Below are 26,457 nucleotides of genomic sequence, written 5' to 3' on the forward strand. Positions count from 1 at the left end.
GCCGCAGACCGTGCCTGACGCAAGCCTCGCCCCGGACACGACGGGCCGCATCCCGGCCGCCCGTGACCCGCGACGCGCTCAGGCCGGCCGGGCCGAGCGCCAGGGGCCCCGGACCACCCTCGGGCACCGGGCCTCGCGGCGGTGGGCCGCCGCCCCACGGCCCGCCGGGACCGCCCCGGCCCGCACGTAGTGTGGGCGCATGCTCACCGAAGTCACCACGACCCGCTACATCACGCCGCTGCGGGAGGGCGGGTCCCTCCCCGGTCTGGTCGAGGCGGAACGGGACGGCGTCCGCGCCCCCTACGTCCTGAAGTTCAGCGGCGCCGGACAGGGCCGCAAGACCCTGGTCGCCGAGGTCGTCTGCGGGCAGCTCGCCCGCGCCCTCGGCCTGCGCGTCCCCGAACTGGTGGCGCTCCGGCTCGATCCGGTGCTCGGCCTCGGCGAGCCGGACGAGGAGGTGCAGGCGCTGCTCAAGTCCAGTGGCGGCCTCAACCTCGGCATGGCCTACCTCAGCGGCGCCCTCGGCCACGACCCGCTCGCCTACACCGTGCGGCCCGACGAGGCGGCCCGCGTCCTGTGGTTCGACGCGCTGGTGGGCAACGTCGACCGCTCCTGGCGCAACCCCAACCTGCTGGTCCGCCACGGCGACCTCTGGCTCATCGACCACGGCGCCACGATGATCTGGCACCACAACTGGCCCACCGCCCAGAAGTCCGCGCTGCGTCCCTACGACGGGGGCGGCCACGTCCTCGCCCCCTGCACCTCCGCGCCCGAGGTCGCCGCCGCCGACGCCGAGCTGCGCCCGCTCCTCACCCCGGAGCTGCTCGCCGCGGTCACCGCCGACGTCCCGGACGTCTGGCTGGCCGACGAGCCCGGCTTCGATACGCCGGACGCCGTCCGCCACGCCTACGCCGAGATCCTGCTGACCCGCGCCGAGGGCCTGCTCGGCCGTCTCACCCTTCCCTCCGGCCTCGCCCCGGCCGGCCCGCCCTACGGCTGGCGTGTCCCCGCCGCCGGTGAGGAGTTCCGCCCGTGACCACCGGCCCGCACGTCTACGAGTACGCGACCCTGCGCGTCGTCCCCCGCGTCGAGCGCGGTGAGCTGATCAACGCCGGAGTGGTCGTCTACTGCCGCGCCCGGGGCGTGGTCGCCGCCCGCACCCACCTCGACGAGGCCCGCCTCGCCGCCCTGGACCCGGCCGCCGACACCATCGGTGTCCGGGCCGCCCTCGCCGCCGTCGTGCGCATCTGCGCGGGCGGCGAGGCGGCGGGCCAGGCCGCGGGCGACGACGCCGGGCGGCGCTTCCGCTGGGTCATCGCGCCGCGCTCCACCGTCGTACAGCCCGGGCCCGTCCACACCGGCCTCACCGACGACCCGGAGGCGGAGGCCGACCGCCTGCTCGAACAGCTCGTGCTGTGATCCTCGTCCGGCCCTCCGTGTGCCGTTGACACCGGGTGCCGGTGCTTCTAGCGTCACGACGGGAGAAGGTACTAAGCGGTCGCTCACCCGTGAGGCCAGGCCGCCGCCCGGGGCCGCACCCACGGCTTCCCAGAGGTTCCAGGATTTCCAGGACGAGGAGAACCAGCATGTCCACCACCGAGCAGCGTGTCGCCGTCGTGACCGGGGCCGCCCGCGGCATCGGCGCCGCCACCGCCGTGCGGCTGGCCGCCGAGGGCCGCGCCGTCGCCGTCATCGACCTCGACGAGGCAGCCTGCAAGGACACCGTCGAGCAGATCACCGCCGCCGGGGGCCGCGCCCTCGCCGTCGGCTGCGACGTCTCCGACGAGGCCCAGGTCCAGGCGGCGGTCGACCGCGTCGCCGCCGAGCTCGGCGCGCCCACCATCCTGGTCAACAACGCCGGTGTCCTCCGCGACAACCTCCTCTTCAAGATGAGCGCCGCCGACTGGGACACCGTCATGAACGTGCACCTGCGGGGTGCCTTCCTGATGAGCCGCGCCGTGCAGAAGCACATGGTCGACGCCGCGTTCGGCCGGATCGTCAACCTCTCCAGCTCCTCCGCCCTCGGCAACCGCGGCCAGGTCAACTACTCCGCCGCCAAGGCCGGGCTCCAGGGCCTGACGAAGACCCTCGCCAAGGAACTGGGCAAGTTCGGCGTCACCGCCAACTCCGTGGCCCCCGGCTTCATCGCCACCGACATGACCGCGGCCACCGCCGAGCGCGTCGGCATGGGCTTCGAGGACTTCCAGGCGGCCGCCGCCACCCAGATCCCCGTCCAGCGCGTCGGCACCCCCGACGACATCGCCAACGCCATCGCCTTCTTCACGGGCGACGCGGCCGGCTTCGTCTCCGGCCAGGTCTTGTACGTGGCCGGCGGCCCGCTCAACTGACCCCCCGCCGCGAAGAACGGACGACGAACATGACTGCCAACGACAGCGGCAAGGTCGCGCTCATCACCGGCGCCAGCCGGGGCATCGGCTACGGCGTGGCCGAAGCCCTGGTGGCCCGCGGGGACCGGGTCTGCATCACCGGCCGCAACGAGGACGCCCTCAAGGAAGCCGTGGAGCGCCTCGGCGCGGACCGGGTCATCGGGGTGGCGGGCAAGGCCCACGACACCGACCACCAGGCCGTCGCCGTGGCCCGGACGATGGAGGCCTTCGGACGGGTCGACTTCCTGGTCAACAACGCCGGCACCAACCCGGTCTTCGGCCCCATCGCCGACCTCGACCTGAACGTGGCGCGCAAGGTCTTCGAGACCAACGTGATCTCCGCGCTCGGATTCGCCCAGCAGACCTTCAAGGCCTGGCAGGCCGAGAACGGCGGCGCCATCGTCAACATCGCCTCGGTCGCCGGGGTGTCGGCCTCGCCCTTCATCGGCGCGTACGGCATGAGCAAGGCCGCCATGGTCAACCTCAGCCTCCAGCTCGCGCACGAGTTCGCGCCCAAGGTGCGGGTCAACTCCATCGCCCCGGCCGTGGTCAAGACCAAGTTCGCCCAGGCCCTCTACGAAGGGCGCGAGGAGGAGGCCGCGGCCGCCTACCCGCTGGGCCGGCTCGGGGTGCCCTCCGACATCGGCGGGGCCGCCGCCTTCCTCACCTCCGAGCAGTCCGCGTGGGTCACCGGCCAGACACTCGTGGTCGACGGAGGCATCTTCCTGAATGCGGGCGTCGGCTGACGAAGCCCCGCGCAGGGGACGTTTGACGCATCAAGTTCCCCGTCGGTCCAGGCACTTGGACCGGCGGGGAGCTGCGGTAAGGTGCGCCAACCCCCCTTGGCATGGCCGATCGAGGAGCGAGCGCGTGTTCAACCGGAAGCGACGTCTGCGTGTGGTGGCGGCCCTTGCGTCCACATCCCTGCTGGCGGGTTGCGGCCTGATGTCGTCCGACAGCACGGATGAGGAGCAGGAGATCGTGGTCGGCACCATGAGTGCCCCCACCACCCTTGATCCGGCCGCCGCGTGGGACGGCTCCTGGGAGCTGTACCGGAACATCTTCCAGACCCTCGTGAACTTGCCGCCGGGGGCCACCGAGCCCGAGCCCGACGCCGCCGAGAGCTGCCGCTTCGTCGACACGCAGAACAAGGCGTACGAGTGCACGCTCCGCGAGGGCCTCGCCTTCTCCGACGGTGCGAAGCTGGACGCCGACGCGGTCAAGCACTCCGTGGAGCGCATCCTCACCATCGACGACAAGCGCGGCCCGGCCGGCCTGCTCGGCAGCCTCGACCGGGTCGAGACGAAGGACGAGCGCACCGTCACGTTCTACCTGAACAAGCCGGACGCCACCTTCCCGTTCGTGCTCTCCGCCCCCGCCTTCTCGATCGTCTCCCCGGACGCCTACCCGGCCGGCAAGCTGCGCGAGAGTGCCGACGCGGTCGGCTCGGGGCCGTACACGCTGGAGGACTACAAGGCCGAGGACCACGCCGACCTGGTCAGGAACGCCACGTACAAGGGCCCGGCGAAGCTCGGCAACGACGCGGTCTCCATCCGGTACTTCAAGGAGTCCGGAGCCATGGTGGAGGCGCTGAAGAAGGAGGAGATCGACGTCACCTTCCGCGGCCTCGCCGCCGAGGACGTCGTCGCCCTCAACGGGGAGAACCGCAAGGCGGGCATCCAGCTGGTCGAGGTGGCCGGCACCGAGATCCGCTACCTCGTCTTCAACCCGAAGGACCAGTGGGCCAAGAACCCGGCCGTCCGCAAGGCCGTCGCGCAGGTCGTCGACCGCGGCGCGATAGCCCACAAGGTCTACCGGGACACCGTGGAGCCGCTCTACTCGATGGTGCCCCGCGGCCTCACCGGCCACGCCACCAGCTACTTCGACCGGTTCGGCAAGCCCGACAAGGCCAAGGCCGCGCAGATCCTCTCGGACGCCGGGATCAACGAGACCGTCCCGCTGACGCTCTGGTACACCACCGACCGGTACGGCTCGGCCACCGAGAAGGAGTTCCAGGAGCTGAAACGGCAGCTCGACGGCTCCGGGCTGTTCGACGTGACCATCAAGGGCCGGCCGTGGAATACCTTCGAGCCGGGCTACCGCAAGGGGGAGTACCCCGTCTTCGGCCGCGGCTGGTTCCCCGACTTCCCCGACGCGGACAACTTCATCGCCCCGTTCGTCGGCGAGAACAACGCGCTGAGCACGCCGTACGTCGCCAAGGAGATCACCGACGACCTGCTGCCGCAGTCGCGCCGGGAGAGTGACCGGGGTGCGGTCGCCGCCCAGTTCGAGAAGGCCCAGTCGATCATGCTGGAGGACGCCCGGCTGCTGCCGCTGTGGCAGGGCAAGCAGTACATCGCCGCCAGTGAGGAGATCGCCGGGGCCGAACGCGCCCTCGACCCCTCGGCGATCATGATGATGTGGGAACTGAGCCGCAAGCAGAGCTGGTAGCAGCCCACGGCCCCTCGCCGCGCGGTGCGCGGACGAGGGGCCGCCGGGGGCGGCCGGCCGCCCTGTCGGTGGGCGCCGGTAGGTTCTCCTGCGATACGTGACCGCACCACCGGAGGGTTGTCCACGTGACCGACACCGCCCAGCTGCCCGAGTCCTGGCGCGAGGTCCTCGGCGAGGAGCCGCGGCAGCCGTACTTCCAGCAGCTGATGGAGTTCGTGGCCGAGGAGCGCGCCGGCGGGCCCGTCTACCCGCCGAGCGACCAGGTCTTCGCCGCCCTGGAGGCCACGCCCTTCGACCGGGTCAAGGTCCTCGTCCTCGGCCAGGACCCGTACCACGGCGAGGGCCAGGGCCACGGCCTGTGCTTCTCGGTGCGTCCGGGCGTGAGGACCCCGCCCTCCCTGCGCAACATCTACAAGGAACTGCACGCCGAGCTGGGCCACCCCGTCCCGGACAACGGCTACCTGATGCCCTGGGCCCGTCAGGGCGTCCTGCTGCTCAACGCGGTGCTCACCGTCCGCGCGGGCGAGGCCAACTCCCACAAGGGCAAGGGCTGGGAGAAGTTCACCGACGCGGTGATCCGCGCCGTCTCGGACCGCCCCGACCCGGCCGTCTTCGTCCTCTGGGGGAACTACGCCCAGAAGAAACTGCCGCTGATCGACACCGAGCGGCACGCCGTGGTCAAGGGTGCCCATCCCTCCCCGCTGTCGGCGAAGAAGTTCTTCGGCTCGCAGCCCTTCACCCAGATCGACAAGGCCGTCGCCGAGCAGGGCCACGAGCCGATCGACTGGCGCATCCCGGACCTCGGGCTCTGACCCGGGGGCACAGCCGGCGGCGGTGGGGGGCGCCACCCGCTCCGCCCCGCCGCCCGTCCACCCGGGCGGTGCGCCCGACACCGCTGTGCGGCCGAGCGCGCCCGGTGGCACACCGGGAATGTCGGTGTCGGCCGCTAGCGTCGCAGGCGGCCCCCGCGGTGTTCCGGTGGCCGCCCGACGACACGACGGAGGACCGGTGGCGGAACAGCAGGGGCAGGCGGCCGAGGACGCGGTGATGACCCGGATCGGGCAGATCGCCATGTTGCAGCACGCGGGGGACCAGGAAGAGGCCCGGGAGCGGTTCGCCGCCCTCTGGGAGGAGATCGGCCCCGACGGCGACCCCCTCCACCGCTGCACCCTCGCCCACTACATGGCCGACACCCAGCGGGACCCGGCCGAGGAACTGCGCTGGGACCTGCTGGCGCTGGAGGCCGCCGACAGCCTCACCGACGACCGGGTCGCCGCCCACCACGCCTCGCTGGCGGTGCGCGGCTTCTACCCCTCCCTCCATCTCAACCTCGCCGCCGACTACGCCAGACTGGGCCGCCCCGACACCGCCCGCGACCACCTTCGCCAGGCCCGCGCCCGGGTCGGCGCCCTCGCGGACGACGGGTACGGGCGGCTGGTGCTCCGCGGTATCGAGCGGCTGGAGCGGGAACTGGCGGTGGAGGCGGACGACGGGGCGGCCGACAGTGCCCAGGGGACCGTGGGGCGGCCCCGGGCCGAAGGCGAAGCGGGGGGAGCCTGACGGTCCGGCGGGCGCCGGTCGCCTCGGCGCACCGACGGCCGGCCGGTTCAGCCGCCGTAGGTGTCGTCGCAGATCCGCTCCGGAGTGCTGCCCGGTGCCCACTCGCCGTACTGCCGTCCCAGGGCGCAGACATCCGCGTGCGACGGGGGGTCCGCCGCCCCGGGCCCGGCCCGGGGAAGGGGCGGCGCGGCGGGTGCCGGGTCCGGCCGCCTCGGTGCGGGGGGCGGAGCCGCGGGCCGGGCGCGGGGCGCCGCCTGCGAGGCACGGGGGCGCGGCGGCGGGGTCGTCCCGGCGGAGGGCTCCTCGCCCGTCCGGCGCAGGGCCTCGCGGGGCGGGGGCTGCACGATCTGCGGCTCGGCGCGCTCCTCGGGGGCGGCGGGCGTGGCCGCGGGGGAGCGGTCGGAGGACGGGCCGGGCGCGGGGTGGTCCACGGTGACGCAGCCGGCGAGGGCCGTGACCGCCGCGGTGGCGAGGAGCGCGGCGGCGGTTCTGGGTCGATGCACGTGCGCCACTCTGGCCCATCGCGGCGGCCCTCGGCGGCTGCCGGCCGCAGGATGGCCCGCACGGGTGATCACCGGGGCGCCGTGGTGCCGTGCGGAGGGAGTCCGCCGTACCGGGCGGCGGACGGCACCCGCCTCTGTCCGCGTCACGTCCCCGTGAACCCCTCCAGCCCCATCCCGGCGAACAACTCCGCTACGCCCCGACGGAGTTCGTCCGTCGACGGGACCGAGGCGTGGTACGAACCGGCGATGCAGGAGAACATCAGCCCGTCACACCAGGCGACCAGGGAGAGGGCGTGGCGCTCCGGTTCGGGAGATCCGAGCCTCCGCATCAGCGCGACCAGGGGGTCGCGGAAGCCCCGCCCGGCCTCGTCGTAGATCTCCCGCAGCTCCGGGCGGCGGGTGGCTTCCAGGGCCAGTTCGTACCGGGCCACCAGAAGGGGCCGATGCCCGGTCAGGTACTGGTGGAGGGCGTGGGCCAGGGCCTCGACCAGGTCCTCGGGCCGGAGCGCGGCCGTGTCCGGCCCGGCCGGCGGGGCGAGCAGCGGGGACTCGCGCTCGGCCTGGCGGCGGACCACGGTCCGCAGCAGGGCGAGGCGGGTCCTGGCGTGGTTGGAGGTCGACCCCTGGGGGAGCCCGGCCGCCTCGTCCACCGCCCGGTGGGTCAGTCCGCGCAGACCGCGTTCGGCGAGGAGGGACAGGGCGGCGTCGGCGATCCGGTCGGCCCGTGTGCCGTCGGGGGCCTTCCTGGGGGCCGGGGCGGTGCCGCCGCCGGGGGAGCGAGTGGGCATGGCCGCATCCTACCGACATCACTACGGATGTAGTACGGTCGCGGAGTGGGTACTACAGACGTAGTGGCGGGGTCCCGGACACCCGCTCCGCGCCCGCACCGCCCCATCGCGAAAGGCGAGCGTCATGGAGAACGGCAACGGAACCGCACCCGTCCACGACCCGGCGTCCGCTCCCGGCGAGCCGGGGCGACGCGCCCTCGTCGTCGGCGCCGGGATCGGCGGCCTCACCGTGGCGGCGGGCCTCGCCGACCGGGGCTGGCACGTCACCGTCCTGGAGCGGTCGGCCTCCCTCGAACCGGTCGGTGCCGCCATCTCCCTGGCCCCCAACGGCCAGCGCGCCCTCGACCGGGTCGGCGTGGGCAACGCCGTCCGCGCCCTGGCCGCCTGGCAGGGCTCGGGGGGCCTGCGCGCCCCCGACGGCCGCTGGCTGGCCCGCACCACCAGCGAGGAGGCGGGGGAGCGGTACGGAGACAGCCTCGTCCTGCTCCACCGCGCCACCCTGATCGACCTGCTCCGCGCCCGGCTCCCCGAGGACGCGGTGCGGACCGGATCGGCCGCCGAGGTGGTCGACCCCGGCGCCGCCGACGATCCCCGCCGCCCGGCCCGCGTGCGCACCGCCACGGGCGAACTCGCCGCCGACCTGGTCGTCGCCGCCGACGGCATCGGCTCCGCCACCCGCCGCCGGCTCTTCCCCGGACACCCGGGCCCCGTCTACGCCGGGTTCACCACCTGGCGGCTCATGGTCCCCGCCCCCGCCGAACCGTTCCCGCCGCACGAGACCTGGGGGCGCGGCACCCTCTGGGGCAGCCAACCGCTCCACGACGGCACCGTCTACGCGTACGCGGCCGCCGCCGTCCCCGAAGGCGGGCGCGCGGCGGACGACGAGCGCGCCGAACTGCTGCGCCGCTTCGGCGACTGGCACCACCCGGTGCCCGCCCTGCTCGCGGCCGCCGACCCGCACGCCATCCTCCGGCACGACGTCCGGCACATGCGCCGGCCGCTGCCCGCCCACCACCGCGGCCGGGTCGCCCTCCTCGGGGACGCCGCCCACGCCATGGCGCCCAGCCGCGGACAGGGCGGCAACCAGGCGATCGAGGACGGCGTCGTCCTCGCCCACCATCTGGCCCCCGGCACCCCGCCCGGCCCCGGCCTCGCCGCCTACAGCGCCGACCGGCTGCCCCGTACCAGCGCCGTCGTCGCCCGGGCCGCGAAGGCCGGGGCGCTCACCACTCTGCGGTCCCCCCTCGCGGTACGGGCGCGCGACGCCCTGGTCGCCACCGCCAGCCGGCTCGGACCCGACCTCGTGCTGCGCTCCTTCGCCGGGATCACCGACTGGCGGCCGCCACAGCGCGCGTATGCTGCCTCCGCGCGCGGCGTCCGTCCGGAGGGCGACCGCGGCCGGGACGCGGGGAGCGGTACATGAGGGTCGGCTGCATCGGACTCGGGGACATCGCGCAGAAGGCGTACCTGCCGGTGCTGACCGCCCGGCCCGGGGTCGAACTCCACCTCCAGACCCGCACCCCCGCCACACTGGCCCGCACCGCGGCCGCCTACCACCTGCCTGAGGAGCGGTGCCACCGGGACCTCGACTCGCTGCTGGCGGCCCGCCCGGACGCCGCCTTCGTGCACGCCCCCACGGAGGCACACGAGTCACTGGTCAGCCGCTTGATCGAAGCAGGCGTACCCACCTATGTCGACAAGCCGCTCGCCTACGACTACGCCGCCTGCGAGCGGCTCGTCGACCGGGCCGGGCGACGCGGCGTCCCGCTCGCCGTCGGCTTCAACCGCCGGTTCGCCCCCGCCTACGTCCGATGCCTGGAGCATCCCCGCGACCTGATCCTCCTCCAGAAGAACCGGGTCGGCCTGCCCGAGCGGCCGCGCGGCTTCGTCTTCGACGACTTCATCCACGTGATCGACACCCTGCGCTTCCTGGTGCCCGGCCCCGTCGACCACGTGGGCGTCCGGGTGCGGGTGGACGGCGGCCTCCTGCACCACGCGGTGCTCCAGCTCGGCGGCGAGGGCTTCACCGCGCTCGGCGTGATGAACCGGCTCAGCGGCTCCACCGAGGAGGTGCTGGAGGTCTCCGGTCGGGACGCCAAGCGGCAGGTCCTCAACATCTCCGACGTCGTCGACCACCACGGCCGGCCCACCCTGAGCCGCCGGGGCGACTGGGTCCCCGTCCCGCGCCAGCGCGGCATCGAGCAGGCCGCCCTCGCCTTCCTCGACTCGGTCCGCGCCGGAGAGACGCTCGACGCCCAGGACGCGCTGGAGACCCACGAACTGTGCGAGCGCGTCGTACGCGAGGCGGAGGCGGCGGCCGGAGCCGGGTGACCCACCGCCGCACCACGTGTCCGCCCGCTGCCCGCCCCGGCGGACCGCGGCCACGCCACCGGCCCCGCGCGTACGCCGCCCGGTCACCGAACCGCGCGTGGGCGGCGGCACCGTCGGCCGGGTCGAGTCCCCTACAGCCCGATGGTGCTCCGGTCGCCGCCGCGGCCGTTCCGGCCGCCCGCGGCGTCGAAGAGGTGCTCACCCCGGCGAGTACGGCGAGTACGGTGAGTACGGCGTGGACGACGGGGCGACCGGACTCCGCGGGCGGGGACCGCGGCCGGCGAGGCGTGCCGTGCCGGGGTCCGGCTCCGCCGGAACACCGGGGTCGAGGACGGGGCCATGACCATCCCGGCCCGCCCGCGCCGGACGCCGGCCGGCCCTCCTGCGCCGCCCGCCGCGTGGTCGGCGTACCGGGCAGCAGGAGCCGGCGGGCGAGGCGGAACGACGCCCACCAGCAGCCGGGAGTGGGGGAGACCGGCGCGGGCAGCGCTCCGGCGGCGGCGCCAGAGCGGACGACGGCCGTCGGACGCCGCCCTCTCCGCCGCCTGGGCTCGCCTCTCACGGCCGCAGCACGGAGCGGGGAGTTCCGGTCCGCCGCCCGGGCGCGGGGAACGCCAGGTCAGTTCCGGCCCGCGGCGGGTGCCCCGCCCTGCCACACCTCCTCGGCGACCACCTCGCTCAGCCGCCAGCCCTCGGCGGTACGCACACCTCGGATGCGGTACCGGCCGCCGCGTACCGTGTCGGCCGTCCGGCCGGGCCCGCTGCTCCGCATGGGGGTCACGAAGTCGGCGTCCACCACGGCGAGGTCCCCCACCTCACCCTCGCGGCGCTCGAAGGCCACCCGCCGGTTCACGATCAGGTGCTGGTAGGGCCGGGCCCCGTCGCCGTGCCCGCCCTGCCGGGGCACGGCCCGCCCCCGCGCCTCCTCCCGCACGTCGAGCACCGGGTCGTCGAGCACCGCCCCCGGCACACAGAGCGGACGGCACGCCTCCGGGTCCCCGCCCGCGACGGCACGGGCGTACTCGGTCACCAGGGTGTCCACGGCGAGGCGGTCCAGAACGGTCGCGAGCTCCACACGCTGCGTCATCACCCCAGTGTTGGGCACCGGCGCGGGGGCGCCAAGACGTGTGCACGGTGCACCACGGCGCCCGGAGCGGCCGTTACACCCGGGAGAGGGAACCGGCGCGCGCCGCACCCCGTGGTCCCTCACGCCGCGTGGCGGGCGGATTAGCGTACGTGACGCTCGGTACTCCCCTCACGCAGAAATGGAGCGTCCCATGATCCGTCGTATCGCGATCACCCTGGCCGGCGTCGGCGCCGCCGCCTTTCTCGCCGCCGCCCCCGCCGCCGCCCACGGTGGCAGCGGCGCCGAGTTCGAGGTCGAGGGCTGGAAGGCCGCCGGCACCGTGGTCAAGGTCGGCGACATCTTCGTCGGTGACTTCAAGGCCGCCGGCTTCGAGGCCGAGGCCGAGTTCACCCGCCGCTGACCCACGCGTCGCGTCACACGGACCGGTGCCCCGGTGGGGGCACCGGTCCGTGTGCGCGTCCGCCCGCGGCTCAGGGCTTGAACAGGGTCTTCACCATGCCGTCGGCCTTCTCCTGGAACATGGCGTACGCCTTCGGTGCCTCGTCGAGCGGCATCGAGTGGGTGGCGAAGTGGTCGACGCCCAGCACGTCCTCCTCGTTGAGGAGCGGCAGGATCTCCGGCACCCACCGCAGGACGTTGGCCTGGCCCATGCGCAACTGGATCTGCCGGTCGAACATGGACAGCAGCGGCATCGGGTCGAGCGCTCCGCCGTACACCCCGGAGACCGACACCGTGCCACCCCGGCGCACCAGCCGCATCGCCATGTGCAGGGCGGCGAGCCGGTCCAGGCCGGCGCGCTCCATCAGCGGCTGCGCCAGCGCGTCGGGCAGCAGCCCCACCGCCCACTGGGCCCCCTTGGCCACCGGCGAGCCGTGCGCCTCCATCCCGACCGCGTCGATCACCGCGTCCGCGCCCCGGCCGTCGGTGTACTCGGCCACCGCCTCCGGCAGGTCCTTGCCGTACTTGCGCCAGTCCAGCGGGATCACGCCGTGCGCGGCGGCCCGGTTGAGCCGGTCCGGCACCAGGTCCACGCCGAGGACCCGGCCCGCGCCCCGGTGCAGTGCGATCCGCGACGCCATGTCGCCGATCGGCCCCAGCCCGAGGACGACCACCGTGCCGTCCGCGGGCACCGAGGCGTACTCCACCGCCTGCCAGGCGGTGGGCAGGACGTCGGAGAGGTAGACGAAGCGGTCGTCGGGCGGTCCGTGCTCGACCTTCACCGGCAGCGTGTCGCCGAACGGGACACGGAGGTACTCGGCCTGCCCGCCGGGTACCTGGCCGTACAGCTTCGTGTAGCCGAACAGCGCGGCGCCCGTGCCGTACTCGGTGACCTGGGTCGTCTCGCACTGGGAGTGGAGGCCCTGGTCGCACATGAAGCAGGTGCCGCAGGAGACGTTGAACGGGACGACGACCCGGTCCCCGGGCTTCAGCGCGGTCACCTCGCCGCCCACCTCCTCCACGACGCCCATCGGCTCGTGGCCGAGGATGTCGCCGGGATCGAGGAAGGGCCCCAGGGGCTCGTAGAGGTGGAGGTCGGAGCCGCAGAGCCCCGAGGAGGTGATGCGGACGACGACGTCGGTCGGCTCCTCGATCCGTGGATCGGGCACCGTCTCCACCCGGACGTCCCGCCTGCCCTGCCATGTCACCGCACGCATCGCCGCTCCTTCCGTTCGCCGGGGCACCTTTCGGCACGGTGCCGCTACCGGGCGGGGTGCCCCGGGTGGGGGAGGAGAAACGGATGGGGCGATAGGTTCTGGCTCTCATCCACGCTCAGCCACCCGCCCGGGCCGGACGGCGGCACGCCCGTTGACCCGTCCGGCCCTCACAGCGCCGCGGGCCGTTTTCCCGGGGGCCGGAACCGGGAATCCGCGCTCCATGGACCACGAGCAGGTACCCGTACTCGACGCCCTCGCCGCCTACCACCGACAGCGGCAGCTCCCCTTCTCCCCGCCCGGCCACAAGCAGGGCAGAGGAGCCGACCCGCGGGTGCGCGAGCTGCTCGGTGACGCGGTCTTCCGCGGCGACCTGCTCGCCATGAACGGCCTGGACGACCGCACCTCCTCCCAGCACGTCCTCCAGCGCGCCCAGGACCTCATGGCCGACGCGGTGGGGGCCGAGCACACCTTCTTCTCCACCTGCGGCAGCTCCCTCTCGGTGAAGGCCGCCATGCTCTCCGTCGCCGGCCCCCACGAGGAACTGCTGATCGGCCGCGACGCCCACAAGTCGGTCGTCTCCGGGCTGGTCCTCGCCGGTATCCGTCCGGTCTGGGTCGACCCGCAGTGGGACCCCGGCCTGCACCTGGCGCACCCGCCCGCCGCCGAGACGTACGCGGAGGCGTTCGCGCGCCACCCGGACGCGCGCGGCGCCCTGGTGACCACCCCGACGCCCTACGGCACCTGCTCCGACCTCGCCGGGATCGCCGAGGTCTGCCATCGCCGCGGCGTGCCCCTCGTGGTCGACGAGGCGTGGGGCGCGCACCTGCCCTTCCACCCCGACCTGCCGGCCTGGGCGATGGACGCCGGTGCCGACGTCTGCGTCACCTCGGTCCACAAGATGGGTTCCGGACTGGAGCAGGGCTCCGTCTTCCACCTCCAGGGCGACCTGGTCGACCCGGCCGCTCTGCGCAGCCGCGAGGACCTCCTCGGCACCACCAGCTCCTCGGTGCTGCTCTACGCCGCCCTCGACGGCTGGCGCCGGCAGATGGTCCAGCACGGCCGGGCCCTCTACGACGAGGCGCTCGCGCTGGCCGCCTCGGTGCGGGAACGGGTGGGGGCCATCGAGGGTCTCCACGTGCACGGCCGGGAGGACTTCTGCGGGCCGGGCCGGGCCACCGACCTCGACCCGCTCCAGTTGATCATCGACGTGAGCGGGCTCGGGATCAGCGGCTACCGGGCTGTGGACGCGCTGCGCGAGCAGGGTCTCTCCCTGCACTTCGGGGACCACCGCAGGATCAACGCGCAGCTCACCCACGCCGACGACGAGTCGACCGCCGACGCCCTGCTGGCGGGGCTGCGCCGGCTCGCCGCCGACGCCGGCCGGCTGCCGCGCGACCGTCCGGTGGAGGTGCCCGGTCCCGACGGACTGAGGCTGGAGCAGGTCATGCTTCCGAGGGACGCCTTCTTCGGAGCCGTGGAGGACGTCGGGTGGCGCGAGGCCGAGGGCCGGATCGCCGCGGAGATGATCACGCCCTACCCGCCCGGCATCCCCGCTGCCCTGCCGGGGGAGCGGCTGGGCCGCGAGGTGCTGCGCTACCTGCGGACGGGCGTCGAGGCGGGCATGGTCCTGCCGGACGCCACCGACCCGGGGCTGGACACCGTCCGGGTGGTCGCGGCGGAGTGACCGTGACCGCCCCGGTGGGCACGGGGACGGTGGCGGTCCGAGCCGGCGTCAGAGCCCCGCCGACTCGGGGGCCAGCGAGAAGACCGCGCCGTCCGGGTCGCGCAGGACGGCGCCCACGTCGGCCACCGGAGTGGTCTCCGCCAGCCGCTCCGCGCCCAGGGCCACCGCGCGGCCGGCCGCCTCGGCCACGTCGGGGACGGGGAAGATCAGGTTCCAGCGAGGATGCAGCGCGGGATTGCGCGGATCGCGGGGGCGGAGCCGGGCCGCGACGTGGCCGTGGTCGCGCAGCACGATCTCGTCGTCCTCGTACCCCACGGCGTCCTCGCCCTCGCGGTGCTCCCAGTCCAGGACCGCGCCGTAGAACAGGGCGGCGGCGAAGGGGTCGGCGCTCTCCAGGACCAGCCACCACGGGCGGTGCAGGCGCCAGTGCTGCCAGTCGGCGACGAGCCGGCCCTCCCAGAGGCCGAAGGTCGGGCCCGTCGGGTCGGCGGCCAGGGTGGCGCGACCGGTGGGGGTGTCGACCGGCCCGATGGCCACCGTGCCGCCGCGCTCGCGCACCCGCCCGGCGGCCTCGTTCGAGTCGCTCACCGCGAAGTACGCCGTCCAGTCCACGGCCACGGGCAGGGCGGGGTCGACCGCGCCGATGCTGGCCACCGGAATGCCCCCGGCGGTCGCGGTGGCCCAGTCCTCGCCCATCGGGGAGGACCGGAACTCCCAGCCCAGTACCTGCCCGTAGAAGTCGCGGGCGGTGGTGATGTCGTGGGTCAGCAGGGTGGCCCAGCAGGGCGCGCCCGTCACGGCGTTGCCGGTGATCTCCATGCGTGAGGTGCCGGCAGTGGTCATCGGGCACCCCCGTGCGGTGTCTGGATCATGTCGTACTCGCTGCCTCACCGTGTGGGGACGGGGGCCCCGCCGCCGCGCGGGGCGGGCGCTCCAGGGAGAGGGCGGGCCCGGCCGGGCCGGGCGTGCGCACTCCCGTCTGCGAGTGTGCCAGCACCGCGCGGTATATGCGAACGAAGCGGATCGAAAGGGGTCAATGCGGGCATGCGGTCCGGAGGGGTGTCTGCCGTGCCGTCCGTCGCCCGTCCCGTCGCCCGTGGTTCACGCCGCCGACTCACCCGCGTGCGGACTCAGCACTCCGGCGGCCACCAGGGCGAAGATCAGCAGGCCCAGCAGTACCCGGTAGTAGACGAACGGCATGAAGCTGCGCGTCGTGATGAACTTCATGAACCACGCGATCACCGCGTACCCCACGGCGAAGGCGATCAGGGTGGCGAAGATCGTCTGGCCCCACGCGACGTGCCCCTCGCCCGCCTCCCGCAGCTCGTAGAAGCCGGAGGCGAGGACGGCGGGCACCGCCAGCAGGAACGAGTAGCGGGCGGCCGCCTCGCGGGTGTAGCCCATCAGCAGACCGCCGCTGATGGTGGCGCCGGAGCGGGAGACGCCCGGGACCAGGGCCAGCGCCTGGCAGCAGCCGTAGACCAGGCCGTCGCGGACGCCCAGGTCGCGCAGGGTCTTGCCGCCGTTCGCCCGGTGCCGGCCGCCGCCGGTCTCGGCCCGGGCCGCCAGCCGGTCGGCGAAGCCCAGCACGAGGCCCATCACGATGAGGGTGGTCGCGATCAGCCTGAGGTCCCGGAACGGCCCCTCGATCTGGTCCTTGAGCGTCACACCCAGCACGCCGATCGGGATGGACCCGATGATGACCAGCCAGCCGAGCTGGGCGTCGTGGTTGCCGCGCATCGAGTCGTCCCGGCGGGCCAGCGCCACCAGCGAGCGGAACCACGCACTGACGATGGTGGCGATGTCCTTGCGGAAGTAGATCAGGACGGCCGTCTCGGTGCCGATCTGGGTGATCGCGGTGAACGCCGCGCCCGGGTCGTGCCAGCCCGCGAAGGCCGCGGTCAGGCGCAGGTGGGCGCTGGAGGAGATCGGCAGGAACTCGGTGAGCCCCTGGACCAGCCCGAGGATGAGGGATTCGAACCAGGACATGGAAGGCAGGCCGTCCGGGAGCGTCGTGCGCGGCGGCCGGTGCTCCCGGGGCGCCGTCGCGGTGCGGGCAGGACCGCCCGGGCCGCTCGGACTCCGGGCGGGCCGGTGCTCCGGAGCCGCTCGCGGTGCCCGACGCGGCGTCAGGCGTTGCCGGCTGGTGCGAAAGGTGCGGTATGCCCCGGATCGCGCCCCCCGGCCCGGGCAGCGTAACGCCGCCAGGTGGCCGGGGAGCGACGCCCGCACAGGCGGGTCGTGGACCGGAAGGTGTACGCGAGGTGACGGGCCGCCAGGCGCGGGGCGCGTCCCCTGCCCGGTGCCACGCCGTTCCGGCGCGCCTGCCCGGCGTGGCTCACCCGTCGCCGTAGACGACGTCGACCTCCTCGAAGCCCAGAGAGGTGAGCAGTCCCTCCAGCATGCCGGTGGTGTTGCGCTCGGCCCGCGCGACCAGACCGCTCTCCTTCGCGGCGTCGCCGATGTGCTGGACGGCGAGTTTGTTGACGGCCTGTTCGCTGCCCGGGTTGTCCGAGAGGAAGTCGCCCAGCCGGTCGAGCAGGCCGCGCTGCTTGGAGACGGTGTAGCTGCGGTCCGCGTCGAGCGCGGGCCTGCCGAGCCGGGCGTGCGGCAGCCGGATCTCTGCCCGGGTCCGTTCCTCGTCGACCCGGACCGCGTCCTCGCCGATCCGGCCGAGGTCGACCGAGGCGCCGACGGTGCCCGCGCCGACGAAGAGGGTCCGGGTGCCCTTGACGGCGTCCGGCACGTACTTGGTGTCCTTCTCCAGGTCGACCACCACCTGGAAGGAGCCCGAGGCGGCCTGGTAGCTGCTCATGTCGCGGATCGACCTGAGGACCGCCGGGCCGGTGCGGTCCTTCGTCCCGCCGCCGAACACGTCGTCCAGGCCGGGCACCAGGTCCAGCCGGGTGATCGCGAGCAGCAGGAGGAGGAGTCCGGCGAAGAACGCCGTCATCTTCACCCACCACGGGGCCCGCCGACGTTCCGGAGCGCCGGTCTCCGTGCGCGGCGGGCCGTGGTGGTCCGCGTCGTACTCCGGCGCCGCCGGGTCGGCGGCGCCCTTCCGGGGTCGTGCGTCCTTGGACGGCATAGCTGCCTTGTGACCCCGAACAGCCTTGTTGAACCCGGAAGTTCGCCCTCCCGCGCCCGGCCGGGGGAGGGCGTACCCGGACTACGCCACCGGGCGGCGGGCCCGCAGCGCGAAGAGCAGCGGAATCCGCGGCGCCGAGTCCGGCAGCCGGAACCGCCCCGACTCCGTCCGCACCATCTCGGGCCAGCGCGGGAACGGCAGCTCCTCGTCCTCCCGCAGCAGCTCGATCGCCAGCCCCGCCCCGACGAGCGCGTTCACCACCTCGCCGAGCCCGTGCATCCACTCGACGCTCTCGGTCGCCCCCTCCACCGGCGGCCCGTCCGTGTAGGTGTACGTGGCGTCCCGGCGGATCGCCCCGCGCCCGGCCAGGTAGTCGTGGCGCAGTTCCAGCGCGGCGCCCGCCTCGGCGGTCGGCGTCGGGCCGAAGGAGTTGAGCAGCGGGTGGAACTCGGCGAGATAGAGCATCCCGCCCGGGCGCAGCAGCGCGGCCACCACCGCCGCCCAGCGGTCCAGGTCGGGCAGATAGCACAAGGCGCCCTTGCCCGTGTAGACCACGTCGTAGCAGGCCTCGCCCAGCGCCTCGACCGCGTCGTAGACATTGGCCTGAACGTAACGGGTCCGGGCCGTCGGCCCGTCCGGCTGCCGCGCCGCCAGCTCCCGCGCGGCCGCCACCGAGGCGCCGGAGAGATCCAGCCCGGTCGCCCGGGCGCCCTTGCCGGCCAGTACCAGCGTCTCGGTGCCCAGGTGGCACTGGAGGTGGACCAGATCACGCCCGGCCAGCTCCCCCAGGTCCTCGAACTCGTACGGGGCGAACCAGCGCGCCGGGGCCAGCGCCTGTGCCTCGTCGGCCAGGCCGTAGAAGTCGCTCGCCGTGTGGACGGGGGTCCGGGCGTCCCAGTTCGCCTCGTTGACCGCCATCAACCGCCGGTCGGCGGAGTCGGGCCGCCGCTTGTCGTCCGTCACCAGGTCATCCATGCGGCCCATCCAACCCGGCCGCCGCGCTCCCGTCCCGCCCTGCCGGGAAGATCGAGCCAGCGGCCTGTCCGGCGCGGTCCGCGCCCAGCCGGTGCCGTCGGCGCCAGGCGAAGACCGAGGCGGCCAGGGCGGAGAGGCCGATGAACCCGGCCGAGGCGAGGAAGACCGGTGAGGTCGGCGAGGCGGCCGTCGATCCGGCCAGTACGTACGCCGCGGTGTTCGGCACCGAGCCCACCGCCGTGGCCAGCAAGAACGGTGCCCAGCCGATCCGGGAGACGGCGGCGCAGTAGTTGGCGGCGGCGAACGGGACGCCGGGGAAGAGCCGCACCGCCAGCATCGAGCGGAAACCGTGGCGGCTCAGCTGCCCGTCGGCCGCCCTCAGCACCCGGCCGCGCAGCAGCGGGCGCAGCGCCTCCTGCCCCAGCAGCCGCCCGAGACCGAAGGCGATGCCCGCCCCGACGACGGTCCCCGCGACCGCCGCGGCCAGGCCGGTGGCGGAGCCGAACAGGGCGCCGGCCGCCAGGTTCAGCAACGGCCGGGGCACGAACGCCGCCGTGCACACCCCGTAGCCGACGGCGAAGAGCAGGGCCGCCAGACCGGTGCCGAACGCCGCCGGGAGCCCCGTGGTGAGGAGCTGCTGCGGTTCGAGGACCAGCACCGCGACCCCGGCCGAGAGGAGCACCAGGGCCAGCAGGGAGAGCCGGGCCCACGGCGAGACCAGCAGCCGCGCACACCGCACCGCGGCGGACCGCGCGGGACGGACGGGGGCCACCGGTGCGGTGGTGGGGGGCGACATCCGGGGAGCGTAACCGACGGAACGCGGTGATCGCCCTGCGGGCCGCGTCACTTCCCGGCGGGGGGCTGCCCGGATGGCGGGGAGGGACGTGATGTGTACGTGCCCCCTCCGCTCCGCCCGCCGGCCGGTGCGGGCGACGGTAATTCGGTCGACGCGCCCACCGCCCCCGGACAGGATGGGGGCATGTCCCGGTACGCCATTCCCGCAGCCACGTCCGCAGTCGCGGACGCTGCGAAGGGTGCCGGTCTCCCCTTCGACGGCTTCGACGGCGCACGAATCTGACCCTCCCCGGAACGTCCGGCGGACCCCGCAGGGGGAGGGTCGGCCGGAGTCAGGGGTCCCGGATCGTCTCGCGCTTCCGCAGAAGGACACCACCATGCCCAAGAAGGCATACGTGCGCACCAAGCCCCACCTGAACATCGGCACCATGGGCCACGTCGACCACGGCAAGACCACCCTGACCGCCGCCATCACCAAGGTCCTCAGCGAGCGGGGCACCGGCACCTTCGTGCCGTTCGACCGCATCGACCGGGCCCCGGAGGAGGCCCAGCGCGGCATCACCATCAACATCGCCCACGTCGAGTACGAGACCGACACCCGCCACTACGCCCACGTCGACATGCCCGGACACGCCGACTTCATCAAGAACATGGTGACCGGCGCGGCCCAGCTCGACGGCGCGATCCTGGTCGTCTCCGCCCTCGACGGGGTCATGCCGCAGACCGCCGAGCACGTGCTGCTCGCCCGCCAGGTCGGTGTCGACCACATCGTCGTCGCCCTCAACAAGGCCGACGCCGGAGACGCGGAGCTGACCGACCTGGTCGAACTGGAGGTCCGCGAGCTGCTGGAGCGGCACGGCTACCCGGGCTCCGACGTGCCGGTGGTCCGGGTCTCCGGACTGCGCGCGCTGGAGGGGGACCCACGCTGGGCCGGGGCGGTCCAAGGGCTGCTCGACGCCGTCGACACGTATGTGCCGACGCCCGAGAGGTACGTCGACGCGCCCTTCCTGCTGCCGGTGGAGAACGTCCTGACCATCACCGGCCGCGGCACCGTCGTCACCGGCGCGGTCGAGCGCGGCACGGTCCGGGTCGGCGACCGCGTCGAGGTGCTCGGCGCCGGGGCCGGGACCGTCGTCACCGGAGTCGAGACCTTCGGCAAGCCGATGGAGTCGGCGCAGGCCGGCGACAACGTGGCGCTGCTGCTGCGTGGCGTCGCCCGTGACGCGGTGCGCCGCGGCCATGTGGTGGCGGCGCCCGGCAGCGTCATCCCGCGCCGCCGCTTCACCGCCCGGGTCCACCTGCCGGCCGCCCGCGAGGGCGGCCGCGGCACCCCGGTCGCCGACGGCTACCGGCCGCAGTTCCACCTGCGTACGGCCGACGTCGTCGGGACCATCGGCCTCGGCGGGGCGAGCGTCGCCCGGCCGGGGGAGACCGTCACCATGACGGTCGAGCTGGGCCGCGAGGTGCCGCTGGAGCCCGGCCTCGGCTTCGCCGTCCGCGAGGGCGGACGGACCGTCGGGGCCGGCACCGTCCTGGAGGTCCTCGACTGAGACCGGGTCCCGGCCGGCAGCGGTGCGGCGGGGCCGGGACCGCGGCTGCGGCCCTCCCGGTCCCCGCCGCGCCCCAGGAGGGCCCCTGACAGCGAAGCGCCGGTCGGGGGCCCTCCCGCGTACGCCACGCCCCTCGCCGAACGCCGGGTCAGAGCGTGCGCAGCAGCAGCATCGCGCCCATCGTGAGCATCGTGGCGGCCACCAGGGAGTCGACCACCCGCCAGGCCACCGGGCGGGCCAGCACTCCGCTGAGCAGGCGGGCGCCGTAGCCGAGGGCGGCGAACCACACCAGGCTGGCCAGCATCGCCCCGGCGCCGAAGACCCAGCGCAGCGAGCCGCGGTCGGCGGCGATCGAGCCGAGCATCAGCACGGTGTCCAGGTAGACGTGCGGGTTGAGCCAGGTCAGGGCCAGGCAGGTGAGGACCGCCGCCCGCACGGACCCCGCGGTGGTGCCCCGGCTGGACAGGCCCTGCCCCTCGGCGGGACGCAGGGCGCGGACGCCGGCCAGGGCGCCGTAGCAGAGCAGGAAGCAGCCCCCGGCCAGGCCGACGACGGTCAGCGCCGCAGGCCAGGCGGTGACCACGGCTCCCAGGCCCGCCACCCCGAGGGAGATCAGGACCGCGTCGGAGACGGCGCAGATGACGACCACCGCGAGCACGGCCTGTCGTCGGACGCCCTGCCGCAGGACGAAGGCGTTCTGGGCGCCGATCGCGACGATCAGGGACAGGCCGGTGCCGAATCCGGCGGCGGCCGCGGGAGCGAAGCTGCTGGTCATGCCGACGACGCTAGGGAACAACCGGACATCAGTCGAGCTAAAGTTTCTTACGTAGCATGAGCGATCCTTATGGGTGCCTGGGTGCCTGGGTGCCTGGGTGCCTGGGTGCCTGGGTGCCTGGGTGCCTGGGTGCCTGGGTGCCTGGGTGCCTGGGTGCCTGGGTGCCTGGGTGCCTGGGTGCCTGGGTGCCTGGGTGCCTGAGGGGCGCAGGCGGTCGGCGACCGGAGGCCGGCCGGTGTACGGAGCGAGGGGAGCCCGATGGCCATGACCGACCTGCCGCTGGAGCAGGTACGCACGCTGCTCGCCGTCGTGGACGAGGGCACGTTCGACGCCGCCGCGAAGACCCTGCACGTGACGCCCTCCGCGGTCAGCCAGCGGATCAAGGCGCTGGAGCAGCGCACCGGGCGGGTGCTCCTGACGCGGACGAAACCTGCCCGGCCCACCGAGTCCGGGCAGGCGGTCGTCCGGTTCGCGCGGCAGTTGGCGACGCTGGAGCGGGAGGTGCGGGCCGGCCTCGGCACGGCCGACGACGGGTCGCCGGCCCGGCTGCCCATCGCGGTGAACGCCGACTCGCTGGCCACCTGGTTCCTGCCCGCGCTGACCGAGGTGCCGCAGCGGCTGCCCGTCTGCTTCGAACTGCACAGCGAGGACGAGGCGCACACCGCGGCTCTGCTGCGGGAGGGGCGGGTCATGGCGGCGGTGACCTCCTCCGCCGAGCCGGTGGCGGGGTGCACGGTGCGCCCGCTCGGTCTGGCCAGGTACCTGCCCTCCGCCCGGCCGGGGTTCGTGGACCGCTGGCTCTCCGGGGGCCCGATCGAGGAGCGCCTTCCCGAGGCCCCGGTGATCGTCTTCGACCGCCGCGACGAGTTGCAGGACAGGTTCGTACGGGAACTGACCGGCGGGGCGCGGGGCGCGAGCGGCGTGCGGCACCACGTCCCGACGCCGGAGGGCTTCTGTGACGCGGTGGCCGCCGGGCTCGGCTGGGGGCTGGTACCGGAGCAGCAGGCGCTGCCCCGGTACCGGTCGGGCGCCCTGGTCGGATTCGCGCCCCGGCGAGTGCTGGACGTCCCGCTCCACTGGCAGCAGTGGAAGCTGGACGTGCCGGCCCTGTCCATGGTCGCCGAGGCGGTCGCCGCGGCCGCGGCGGAGGCCCTGCACAGGCCGCGATGAGACCCCTGGCGGGTGTGGTGGGCGCGGCCTTCGGCGTGCCGGGAGGCCCGCCCGTCCCGCGACTCCGCGCCGCTCCCGGGGTGTTGCGGACAGCGCCGGGGTGACGCGGGGCCCGCTCCGGAGGGCACAATGCCGCAGTGAACGACTCCCTCCCCGTGATCCGCGCCGTCGATGGCGGCACCGCCCGGCTGCTCCCCGACGTCGACCGGCCCCGCGCCTGGCTGCTGACGGTGGACGACGCGCCGCAGTCCTACGTGGACCTCGACGACCCGGCGTACCTGGAGTTCGAGTACCAGTGCCGGATCGCCCATGTGCTGGACACGCTGGCGGCCGGCGCCCGCGACCTCGTCCACCTCGGCGGCGGTGCCCTCACCCTGCCCCGCAGGACGGCGGCCCTGCGCCCCGGCGTCCGCCAGCAGGTGGTCGAGTACGACCGGGCCCTGAGCCAGCTGGTGCGCGAACACCTGCCCTACGGAGGCGAGTCCTCCGGCATCACCGTGCACGAGGCCGACGCCCGCCGCTGGCTCGCCGAGGCGCCCGCGGGCAGCGCGGACGCCGTCGTCGGGGACGTCTACGGCGGCTCCCGGGTCCCCGCCGAGCTGACCACCCTCGGGTGCGCCAGGGACGTGGCCCGGCTGCTGCGGCCGGGCGGGGTGTTCGCCGCCAACCTGGCCGACGGGGCGCCGTTCGCCTTCCTGCGTTCCCAACTGGCCACGTTCGGCGCGGCCTTCGCCCATCTGGCGCTGGTCGCCGAGCCGGGAGTGCTGCGCGGGCGGCGGTTCGGCAACGCCGTCCTGATCGCCTCCGGCCGGCCCCTCGACACCGGGGAACTGGCTCGCAGGACCGCCGCCGATCCCTTCCCCGCCCGCGTGGTGGACGGCGAGGAGCTGCGCCGGTTCACCGGTGAGGCCCGGCCGGTCGGCGAGGACGAGGCGGTGGGCTCACCCGTCCCGCCGGGCGGCGCCTTCCGAGTCGGCGGCGTCTGAGCCGGGCTCCGGCGCCGGGGCCGGTACGGAGGTGGCCGCGGTCACGACCGCACCGGCCCCGGCGCCCGTGACGGTGTCCACGGCCGGCACCGGGCCGGGCTCGGCAGCCGGACCGCTCTCCTCGGGCGTCCCGGCGTCCTCCGCCGCCTCGGCCTCCGGCGGCCTGCGCGTCATGGTCCGCACCTCCGGTACGAAGAGCACGGCGGCGGTGACCAGCACGATGAGGACGGCCCCGCCCCACAGTGCGTTGCTCCGGCCGAAAGCCGACTCGGCGGGGCCCGCGAGAGCGGTCGCCAGCGGCACCATGCCGATCGAGCCGAGCCAGTCGTAGGCGGACATCCGGGAGAACTTCTCCTCCGGGATCTCCTGGTGCATCGTGGTGATCCAGGCGACGCCGAACACCTCGATGGCAAGACCGCTGACGAACATCACGCCGGCGAGGCCGAGGGCCGGCAGGGGCACGGCGAGCGCCGCCGAGGGCAGGGCCAGCGTGAAGACGCTCAGCGTGCCGGCCAGCAGCAGTCGTCTCGGCTGCCAGCGCATCATCACCACCGCGCCCACCACGGTGCCCACCCCGAAGGCCGCGAGGGCGAACCCCCAGGGTGCGGGCCCGCCGAGATGGTCCCGGGCGACCAGGGGCCCGTAGACCGACTCGGCCGCGCCGACCACGGCGACCACCACGGAGAACTGGGCGACGATGCTCCAGAACCACGGGCGGGCCAGCGCCTCGCGCCAGCCGTCCCGCAGGTCGGCGAGGAGGTCGCCGCCCGGCGCCCGGCGCGGCATGCCGCTGAGGTCGAGCAGGGTCCGCAGCCCGGCCGAGACGGCGAAGGCGGCCGCGTCCACCGCGAGGACCCAGCCGGGCCCGATCACGGCGACCATCGCACCGCCGAGGGCGGCCCCGCCGATGGTCGCGCCGTTCATCGTCACCCGGAACACGGCGAACGCCTTCGAGGCGTTCCTCCGGTCGACGGTGGCCATCAGCATGCCCTCGGCGGCCGGGGAGAAGAACGCCTGTCCGGTGCCGCCGAGCGCGGCGAGCAGCATCATCTGCCACAGGAGTGGCGAGCCGGCCAGCACCAGGACGGCGAAGGCCGCCTGGGAGAGGCAGTTGAGGAGGTTGGCGGCGACCATCACCCGGTGGCGGGGCAGCCGGTCCGCCACCGCGCCGCCCACCAGCAGGAAGAGGATCAGCGGGATGGTCCGGGCGGCGGCGACCAGGCCCACGTCCCCCGCGTCGCCGCCGTGTTCCAGGACGGCGAAGGCGGCGGCGATCAGCGCGCCGTGGCTGCCGAGCGAGGTGATGAAGGCGGCCGAGGTCAGCAGCGTGAAGTTGCGGCTCGCCCAGTCGGGCATCCGGGGCAGCAGGCGCGCCGCCGGGGGGCGCGAGGGGGTCGGGGGTGCGGTGCTCACCGCTCGACTCTGCCTGTCGGGCCCCGTTGTGGCCAAACGGTTATCCGGGGCGCCCGGGCGAGGCGGCCGGGCCGGTCACCCCGAGCGCCCCCCCGGCGGCGGGGGCCGTCAGCCCACCGGATCCTCCTTGGTGAGCCGGACGGTGCTGAGGATCTTCTGGATCGTGTCCTCGGCGAGTTCGTCCTTGACGCCCTTGGCGCCGTAGATGTTCCAGGTCACGAAGTCACCCGCGCCGTTCTTGAAGGCGAAGGTGGTGGCCTTGCCGTCGCTCGCGCACTTGCCCTTCTGCGGGGTGTCCTCCGAGTGTGCGGTGATCAGGCTGCCCTCGAGCCCGGACTCGGTGGTGTAGGGCTTGGGCTTCGACTGCTTGACGCTCTTCTTGTCGGGCTCGGTGTAGCCGCCGTAGATCCACCAGGGCACGCGGGTCTCGGCCGCCTCGTCGGTGTTCTTGGCGCCGTTCTCGCCGCGGGTGCCGGCGGTCGCCAGCGAGGTGTCGCTGGTGCTGCCGTCCTTGTCCGGGTCGTCCGTGCACCACTTGGGCTTCAGCACGGCGGGGGCGGTGACCGTGGTGCGGTCCAGCTCGCCCTCCTCGTTCTCCCACTCGAAGCCGATGCTGGTGTCGGTGGAGCGCAGCTCCCAGCCCTCGGGCACGTCGAAGACGGTGCCGAAGCGCGGATTGACCACAGCCGTCCACCCGGCGATGGTGGGCTTCTCGCCGTTGCTGCCGTCGCGCGGGTTCTCCGGCTTCTCGCTCGGTTCCTGCTCGGCCGGGCCGTCCGACTTCTCGGTGGAGGCGGCCGGGGCGGGCTTGCCGTCGGCCGTGTCCTTCTTGCCGTCGTCCCCGCCGAACACGAGGAATCCGGTGGTGGCGGCCGCCACCACGACCGCCGCCGCCGCGACCACGGCGACGATGGTGGTCTTACGACGGTCGTCCCCGGGGGGCTTGGAGGCGCCGATCGACACGACGGTCGGCGCGGCCCACTGGCCGGGCTGGCCCGGCTGCTGCGGGTACGGCGTCTGCTGGTACCCCGGCTGCTGATAGGGGTTCGGCTGCTGGTACCCCGGCTGCTGGTACGGGTTCGGCCCCGGCTGGGGAGTGCCCGACGTGGGCGGGTTCTGACCCTGCTGCGGAGTTCCTCCCGCGTTCGGATTCTGGTTCTGGTCCTGCGGGTTCTGCTCGCCCCCGGGCGGCTGCTGTCCTGGCCACATGGCCAGTAACCATAGAGGCCGCCGGGCCGCCGCTGCCACGTCCGGGCTGT

26 protein-coding genes are annotated in these 26,457 nt (G+C 74.4%); 14 read left to right on the plus strand and 12 right to left on the minus strand.

The genetic code is table 11. The features are described from left to right. Positions 1-199: 199 nt before the first annotated feature. The 7 genes from Sdia_RS14480 (at position 200) to Sdia_RS14510 (ending at position 6,398) form a co-directional block, all read left to right on the plus strand. Entirely contained in the window at positions 200-1,036 is an 837-nt protein-coding gene (locus Sdia_RS14480) for a HipA family kinase (RefSeq protein WP_100455530.1), read from the plus strand. After that, entirely contained in the window at positions 1,033-1,419 is a 387-nt protein-coding gene (locus Sdia_RS14485) for a DUF3037 domain-containing protein (protein WP_115068404.1), read from the plus strand. Before Sdia_RS14480 ends, Sdia_RS14485 begins: the two co-directional genes overlap by 4 nt. 167 nt (positions 1,420-1,586) lie before the next feature. Continuing rightward, positions 1,587-2,348, plus strand: a complete 762-nt coding sequence (gene fabG, locus Sdia_RS14490) for a 3-oxoacyl-ACP reductase FabG (protein WP_100455532.1) — start codon at positions 1,587-1,589, stop codon at positions 2,346-2,348. Positions 2,349-2,377: 29 nt separating this feature from the next. Further along, positions 2,378-3,133, plus strand: coding sequence for an SDR family oxidoreductase (locus Sdia_RS14495; RefSeq protein WP_100455533.1), 756 nt, complete (start codon positions 2,378-2,380; stop codon positions 3,131-3,133). Between the two features lie 124 nt (positions 3,134-3,257). Beyond that, a complete protein-coding gene (locus Sdia_RS14500) occupies positions 3,258-4,838 on the plus strand; it encodes an ABC transporter substrate-binding protein (protein ID WP_100455534.1) in 1,581 nt (526 codons plus the stop codon). 125 nt (positions 4,839-4,963) lie between these two features. Continuing rightward, positions 4,964-5,650 (plus strand): uracil-DNA glycosylase, encoded by a 687-nt coding sequence (ung, locus tag Sdia_RS14505; RefSeq protein ID WP_185392815.1) that lies wholly within the window; start codon positions 4,964-4,966, stop codon positions 5,648-5,650. A gap of 196 nt (positions 5,651-5,846) precedes the next feature. Beyond that, positions 5,847-6,398 carry a tetratricopeptide repeat protein gene (locus Sdia_RS14510; protein WP_115068401.1) on the plus strand — a complete coding sequence of 184 codons (552 nt, stop codon included), beginning with the start codon at positions 5,847-5,849 and terminating at the stop codon, positions 6,396-6,398. A 47-nt stretch (positions 6,399-6,445) separates the two neighbouring features. Here the strand turns inward: Sdia_RS14510 and Sdia_RS14515 are convergent, their stop codons facing one another. Together Sdia_RS14515 and Sdia_RS14520 are read right to left on the minus strand one after the other, a co-directional pair. Beyond that, entirely contained in the window at positions 6,446-6,901 is a 456-nt protein-coding gene (locus Sdia_RS14515) for a hypothetical protein (RefSeq protein WP_307498761.1), read from the minus strand. Between the two features lie 143 nt (positions 6,902-7,044). Then, complete coding sequence (locus Sdia_RS14520) at positions 7,045-7,689, minus strand: TetR/AcrR family transcriptional regulator (protein WP_100455538.1); 645 nt, start codon at positions 7,687-7,689, stop codon at positions 7,045-7,047. Between the two features lie 124 nt (positions 7,690-7,813). On the opposite strand from Sdia_RS14520, the gene Sdia_RS14525 reads away from it, so the two are divergent. Both Sdia_RS14525 and Sdia_RS14530 read left to right on the plus strand, forming a co-directional pair. After that, a complete protein-coding gene (locus Sdia_RS14525; RefSeq protein ID WP_189500300.1) occupies positions 7,814-9,112 on the plus strand; it encodes an FAD-dependent monooxygenase in 1,299 nt (432 codons plus the stop codon). Further along, the gene (locus tag Sdia_RS14530; RefSeq protein ID WP_115068398.1) at positions 9,109-10,020 is read left to right on the plus strand and encodes a Gfo/Idh/MocA family protein; all 912 of its coding nucleotides are present in this window, start codon (positions 9,109-9,111) and stop codon (positions 10,018-10,020) included. Before Sdia_RS14525 ends, Sdia_RS14530 begins: the two co-directional genes overlap by 4 nt. A gap of 619 nt (positions 10,021-10,639) precedes the next feature. On the opposite strand, the gene Sdia_RS14535 is transcribed toward Sdia_RS14530, so the two are convergent. Next, positions 10,640-11,095 (minus strand): nuclear transport factor 2 family protein, encoded by a 456-nt coding sequence (locus tag Sdia_RS14535; RefSeq protein ID WP_115068397.1) that lies wholly within the window; start codon positions 11,093-11,095, stop codon positions 10,640-10,642. A gap of 202 nt (positions 11,096-11,297) precedes the next feature. On the opposite strand from Sdia_RS14535, the gene Sdia_RS14540 reads away from it, so the two are divergent. Next, complete coding sequence (locus Sdia_RS14540; RefSeq protein ID WP_100455541.1) at positions 11,298-11,507, plus strand: hypothetical protein; 210 nt, start codon at positions 11,298-11,300, stop codon at positions 11,505-11,507. 70 nt (positions 11,508-11,577) lie between these two features. Here Sdia_RS14540 and Sdia_RS14545 read toward each other — a convergent pair whose 3' ends face one another. Then, on the minus strand, positions 11,578-12,762 hold the full coding sequence (locus tag Sdia_RS14545) for an alcohol dehydrogenase catalytic domain-containing protein (RefSeq protein ID WP_100455542.1): 1,185 nt from the start codon (positions 12,760-12,762) through the stop codon (positions 11,578-11,580). Positions 12,763-12,982: 220 nt separating this feature from the next. Between Sdia_RS14545 and Sdia_RS30550 the strand changes: the two genes are divergently transcribed. After that, on the plus strand, positions 12,983-14,446 hold the full coding sequence (locus Sdia_RS30550; protein ID WP_115068396.1) for an aminotransferase class I/II-fold pyridoxal phosphate-dependent enzyme: 1,464 nt from the start codon (positions 12,983-12,985) through the stop codon (positions 14,444-14,446). A gap of 48 nt (positions 14,447-14,494) precedes the next feature. Here the strand turns inward: Sdia_RS30550 and Sdia_RS14555 are convergent, their stop codons facing one another. The 5 genes from Sdia_RS14555 to Sdia_RS14575 form a co-directional block, all read right to left on the minus strand. Continuing rightward, complete coding sequence (locus Sdia_RS14555; protein WP_100455544.1) at positions 14,495-15,289, minus strand: VOC family protein; 795 nt, start codon at positions 15,287-15,289, stop codon at positions 14,495-14,497. 258 nt (positions 15,290-15,547) lie between these two features. Beyond that, a complete protein-coding gene (locus Sdia_RS14560; protein WP_100455545.1) occupies positions 15,548-16,435 on the minus strand; it encodes an undecaprenyl-diphosphate phosphatase in 888 nt (295 codons plus the stop codon). Between the two features lie 349 nt (positions 16,436-16,784). Then, positions 16,785-17,534: a DUF4230 domain-containing protein gene (locus tag Sdia_RS14565; protein ID WP_100455546.1), complete on the minus strand. Its 750-nt coding sequence runs from the start codon at positions 17,532-17,534 to the stop codon at positions 16,785-16,787. Between the two features lie 81 nt (positions 17,535-17,615). Then, positions 17,616-18,509 carry a class I SAM-dependent methyltransferase gene (locus tag Sdia_RS14570; RefSeq protein ID WP_100455791.1) on the minus strand — a complete coding sequence of 298 codons (894 nt, stop codon included), beginning with the start codon at positions 18,507-18,509 and terminating at the stop codon, positions 17,616-17,618. Then, a complete protein-coding gene (locus Sdia_RS14575; RefSeq protein WP_229831388.1) occupies positions 18,502-19,305 on the minus strand; it encodes a TVP38/TMEM64 family protein in 804 nt (267 codons plus the stop codon). The genes Sdia_RS14570 and Sdia_RS14575 overlap by 8 nt, the downstream gene beginning before the upstream one ends. 376 nt (positions 19,306-19,681) lie before the next feature. Between Sdia_RS14575 and tuf the strand changes: the two genes are divergently transcribed. Next, on the plus strand, positions 19,682-20,854 hold the full coding sequence (gene tuf / locus Sdia_RS14580; protein ID WP_100455547.1) for an elongation factor Tu: 1,173 nt from the start codon (positions 19,682-19,684) through the stop codon (positions 20,852-20,854). A gap of 148 nt (positions 20,855-21,002) precedes the next feature. Here the strand turns inward: tuf and Sdia_RS14585 are convergent, their stop codons facing one another. Next, positions 21,003-21,629: a LysE/ArgO family amino acid transporter gene (locus Sdia_RS14585; RefSeq protein ID WP_100455548.1), complete on the minus strand. Its 627-nt coding sequence runs from the start codon at positions 21,627-21,629 to the stop codon at positions 21,003-21,005. 258 nt (positions 21,630-21,887) lie between these two features. Between Sdia_RS14585 and Sdia_RS14590 the strand changes: the two genes are divergently transcribed. Together Sdia_RS14590 and Sdia_RS14595 are read left to right on the plus strand one after the other, a co-directional pair. Continuing rightward, the gene (locus Sdia_RS14590; RefSeq protein WP_115068395.1) at positions 21,888-22,799 is read left to right on the plus strand and encodes a LysR family transcriptional regulator ArgP; all 912 of its coding nucleotides are present in this window, start codon (positions 21,888-21,890) and stop codon (positions 22,797-22,799) included. Positions 22,800-22,936: 137 nt separating this feature from the next. After that, entirely contained in the window at positions 22,937-23,785 is an 849-nt protein-coding gene (locus Sdia_RS14595) for a spermidine synthase (RefSeq protein ID WP_115068394.1), read from the plus strand. Here the strand turns inward: Sdia_RS14595 and Sdia_RS14600 are convergent. After that, entirely contained in the window at positions 23,741-25,198 is a 1,458-nt protein-coding gene (locus tag Sdia_RS14600) for an MFS transporter (protein WP_189401400.1), read from the minus strand. The two genes, Sdia_RS14595 and Sdia_RS14600, sit on opposite strands and share 45 nt — an antisense overlap. Positions 25,199-25,306: 108 nt before the next feature. Further along, positions 25,307-26,407, minus strand: coding sequence for a DUF8017 domain-containing protein (locus tag Sdia_RS14605; RefSeq protein ID WP_115068392.1), 1,101 nt, complete (start codon positions 26,405-26,407; stop codon positions 25,307-25,309). Positions 26,408-26,457: the final 50 nt, after the last annotated feature.

It is taken from the genome of Streptomyces diastaticus subsp. diastaticus (assembly GCF_011170125.1).
In the GTDB taxonomy this organism is placed as follows: Bacteria; Actinomycetota; Actinomycetes; order Streptomycetales; family Streptomycetaceae; genus Streptomyces; species Streptomyces diastaticus.

Coding starts and splice junctions, on each gene's coding strand:
- Sdia_RS14560 (WP_100455545.1), bottom strand. CDS start 16,435: ATGTCCTGGTTCGAATCCCTCATCCTCGGGCTGGTCCAGGGGCTCACC.
- Sdia_RS30550 (WP_115068396.1), top strand. CDS start 12,983: ATGGACCACGAGCAGGTACCCGTACTCGACGCCCTCGCCGCCTACCAC.
- Sdia_RS14575 (WP_229831388.1), bottom strand. CDS start 19,305: ATGTCGCCCCCCACCACCGCACCGGTGGCCCCCGTCCGTCCCGCGCGG.
- Sdia_RS14480 (WP_100455530.1), top strand. CDS start 200: ATGCTCACCGAAGTCACCACGACCCGCTACATCACGCCGCTGCGGGAG.
- tuf (WP_100455547.1), top strand. CDS start 19,682: ATGCCCAAGAAGGCATACGTGCGCACCAAGCCCCACCTGAACATCGGC.
- Sdia_RS14530 (WP_115068398.1), top strand. CDS start 9,109: ATGAGGGTCGGCTGCATCGGACTCGGGGACATCGCGCAGAAGGCGTAC.
- Sdia_RS14605 (WP_115068392.1), bottom strand. CDS start 26,407: ATGTGGCCAGGACAGCAGCCGCCCGGGGGCGAGCAGAACCCGCAGGAC.
- Sdia_RS14585 (WP_100455548.1), bottom strand. CDS start 21,629: ATGACCAGCAGCTTCGCTCCCGCGGCCGCCGCCGGATTCGGCACCGGC.
- Sdia_RS14555 (WP_100455544.1), bottom strand. CDS start 15,289: ATGACCACTGCCGGCACCTCACGCATGGAGATCACCGGCAACGCCGTG.
- Sdia_RS14520 (WP_100455538.1), bottom strand. CDS start 7,689: ATGCCCACTCGCTCCCCCGGCGGCGGCACCGCCCCGGCCCCCAGGAAG.
- Sdia_RS14540 (WP_100455541.1), top strand. CDS start 11,298: ATGATCCGTCGTATCGCGATCACCCTGGCCGGCGTCGGCGCCGCCGCC.
- fabG (WP_100455532.1), top strand. CDS start 1,587: ATGTCCACCACCGAGCAGCGTGTCGCCGTCGTGACCGGGGCCGCCCGC.
- Sdia_RS14495 (WP_100455533.1), top strand. CDS start 2,378: ATGACTGCCAACGACAGCGGCAAGGTCGCGCTCATCACCGGCGCCAGC.
- Sdia_RS14565 (WP_100455546.1), bottom strand. CDS start 17,534: ATGCCGTCCAAGGACGCACGACCCCGGAAGGGCGCCGCCGACCCGGCG.
- Sdia_RS14545 (WP_100455542.1), bottom strand. CDS start 12,762: ATGCGTGCGGTGACATGGCAGGGCAGGCGGGACGTCCGGGTGGAGACG.
- Sdia_RS14570 (WP_100455791.1), bottom strand. CDS start 18,509: ATGGATGACCTGGTGACGGACGACAAGCGGCGGCCCGACTCCGCCGAC.
- Sdia_RS14525 (WP_189500300.1), top strand. CDS start 7,814: ATGGAGAACGGCAACGGAACCGCACCCGTCCACGACCCGGCGTCCGCT.
- Sdia_RS14590 (WP_115068395.1), top strand. CDS start 21,888: ATGGCCATGACCGACCTGCCGCTGGAGCAGGTACGCACGCTGCTCGCC.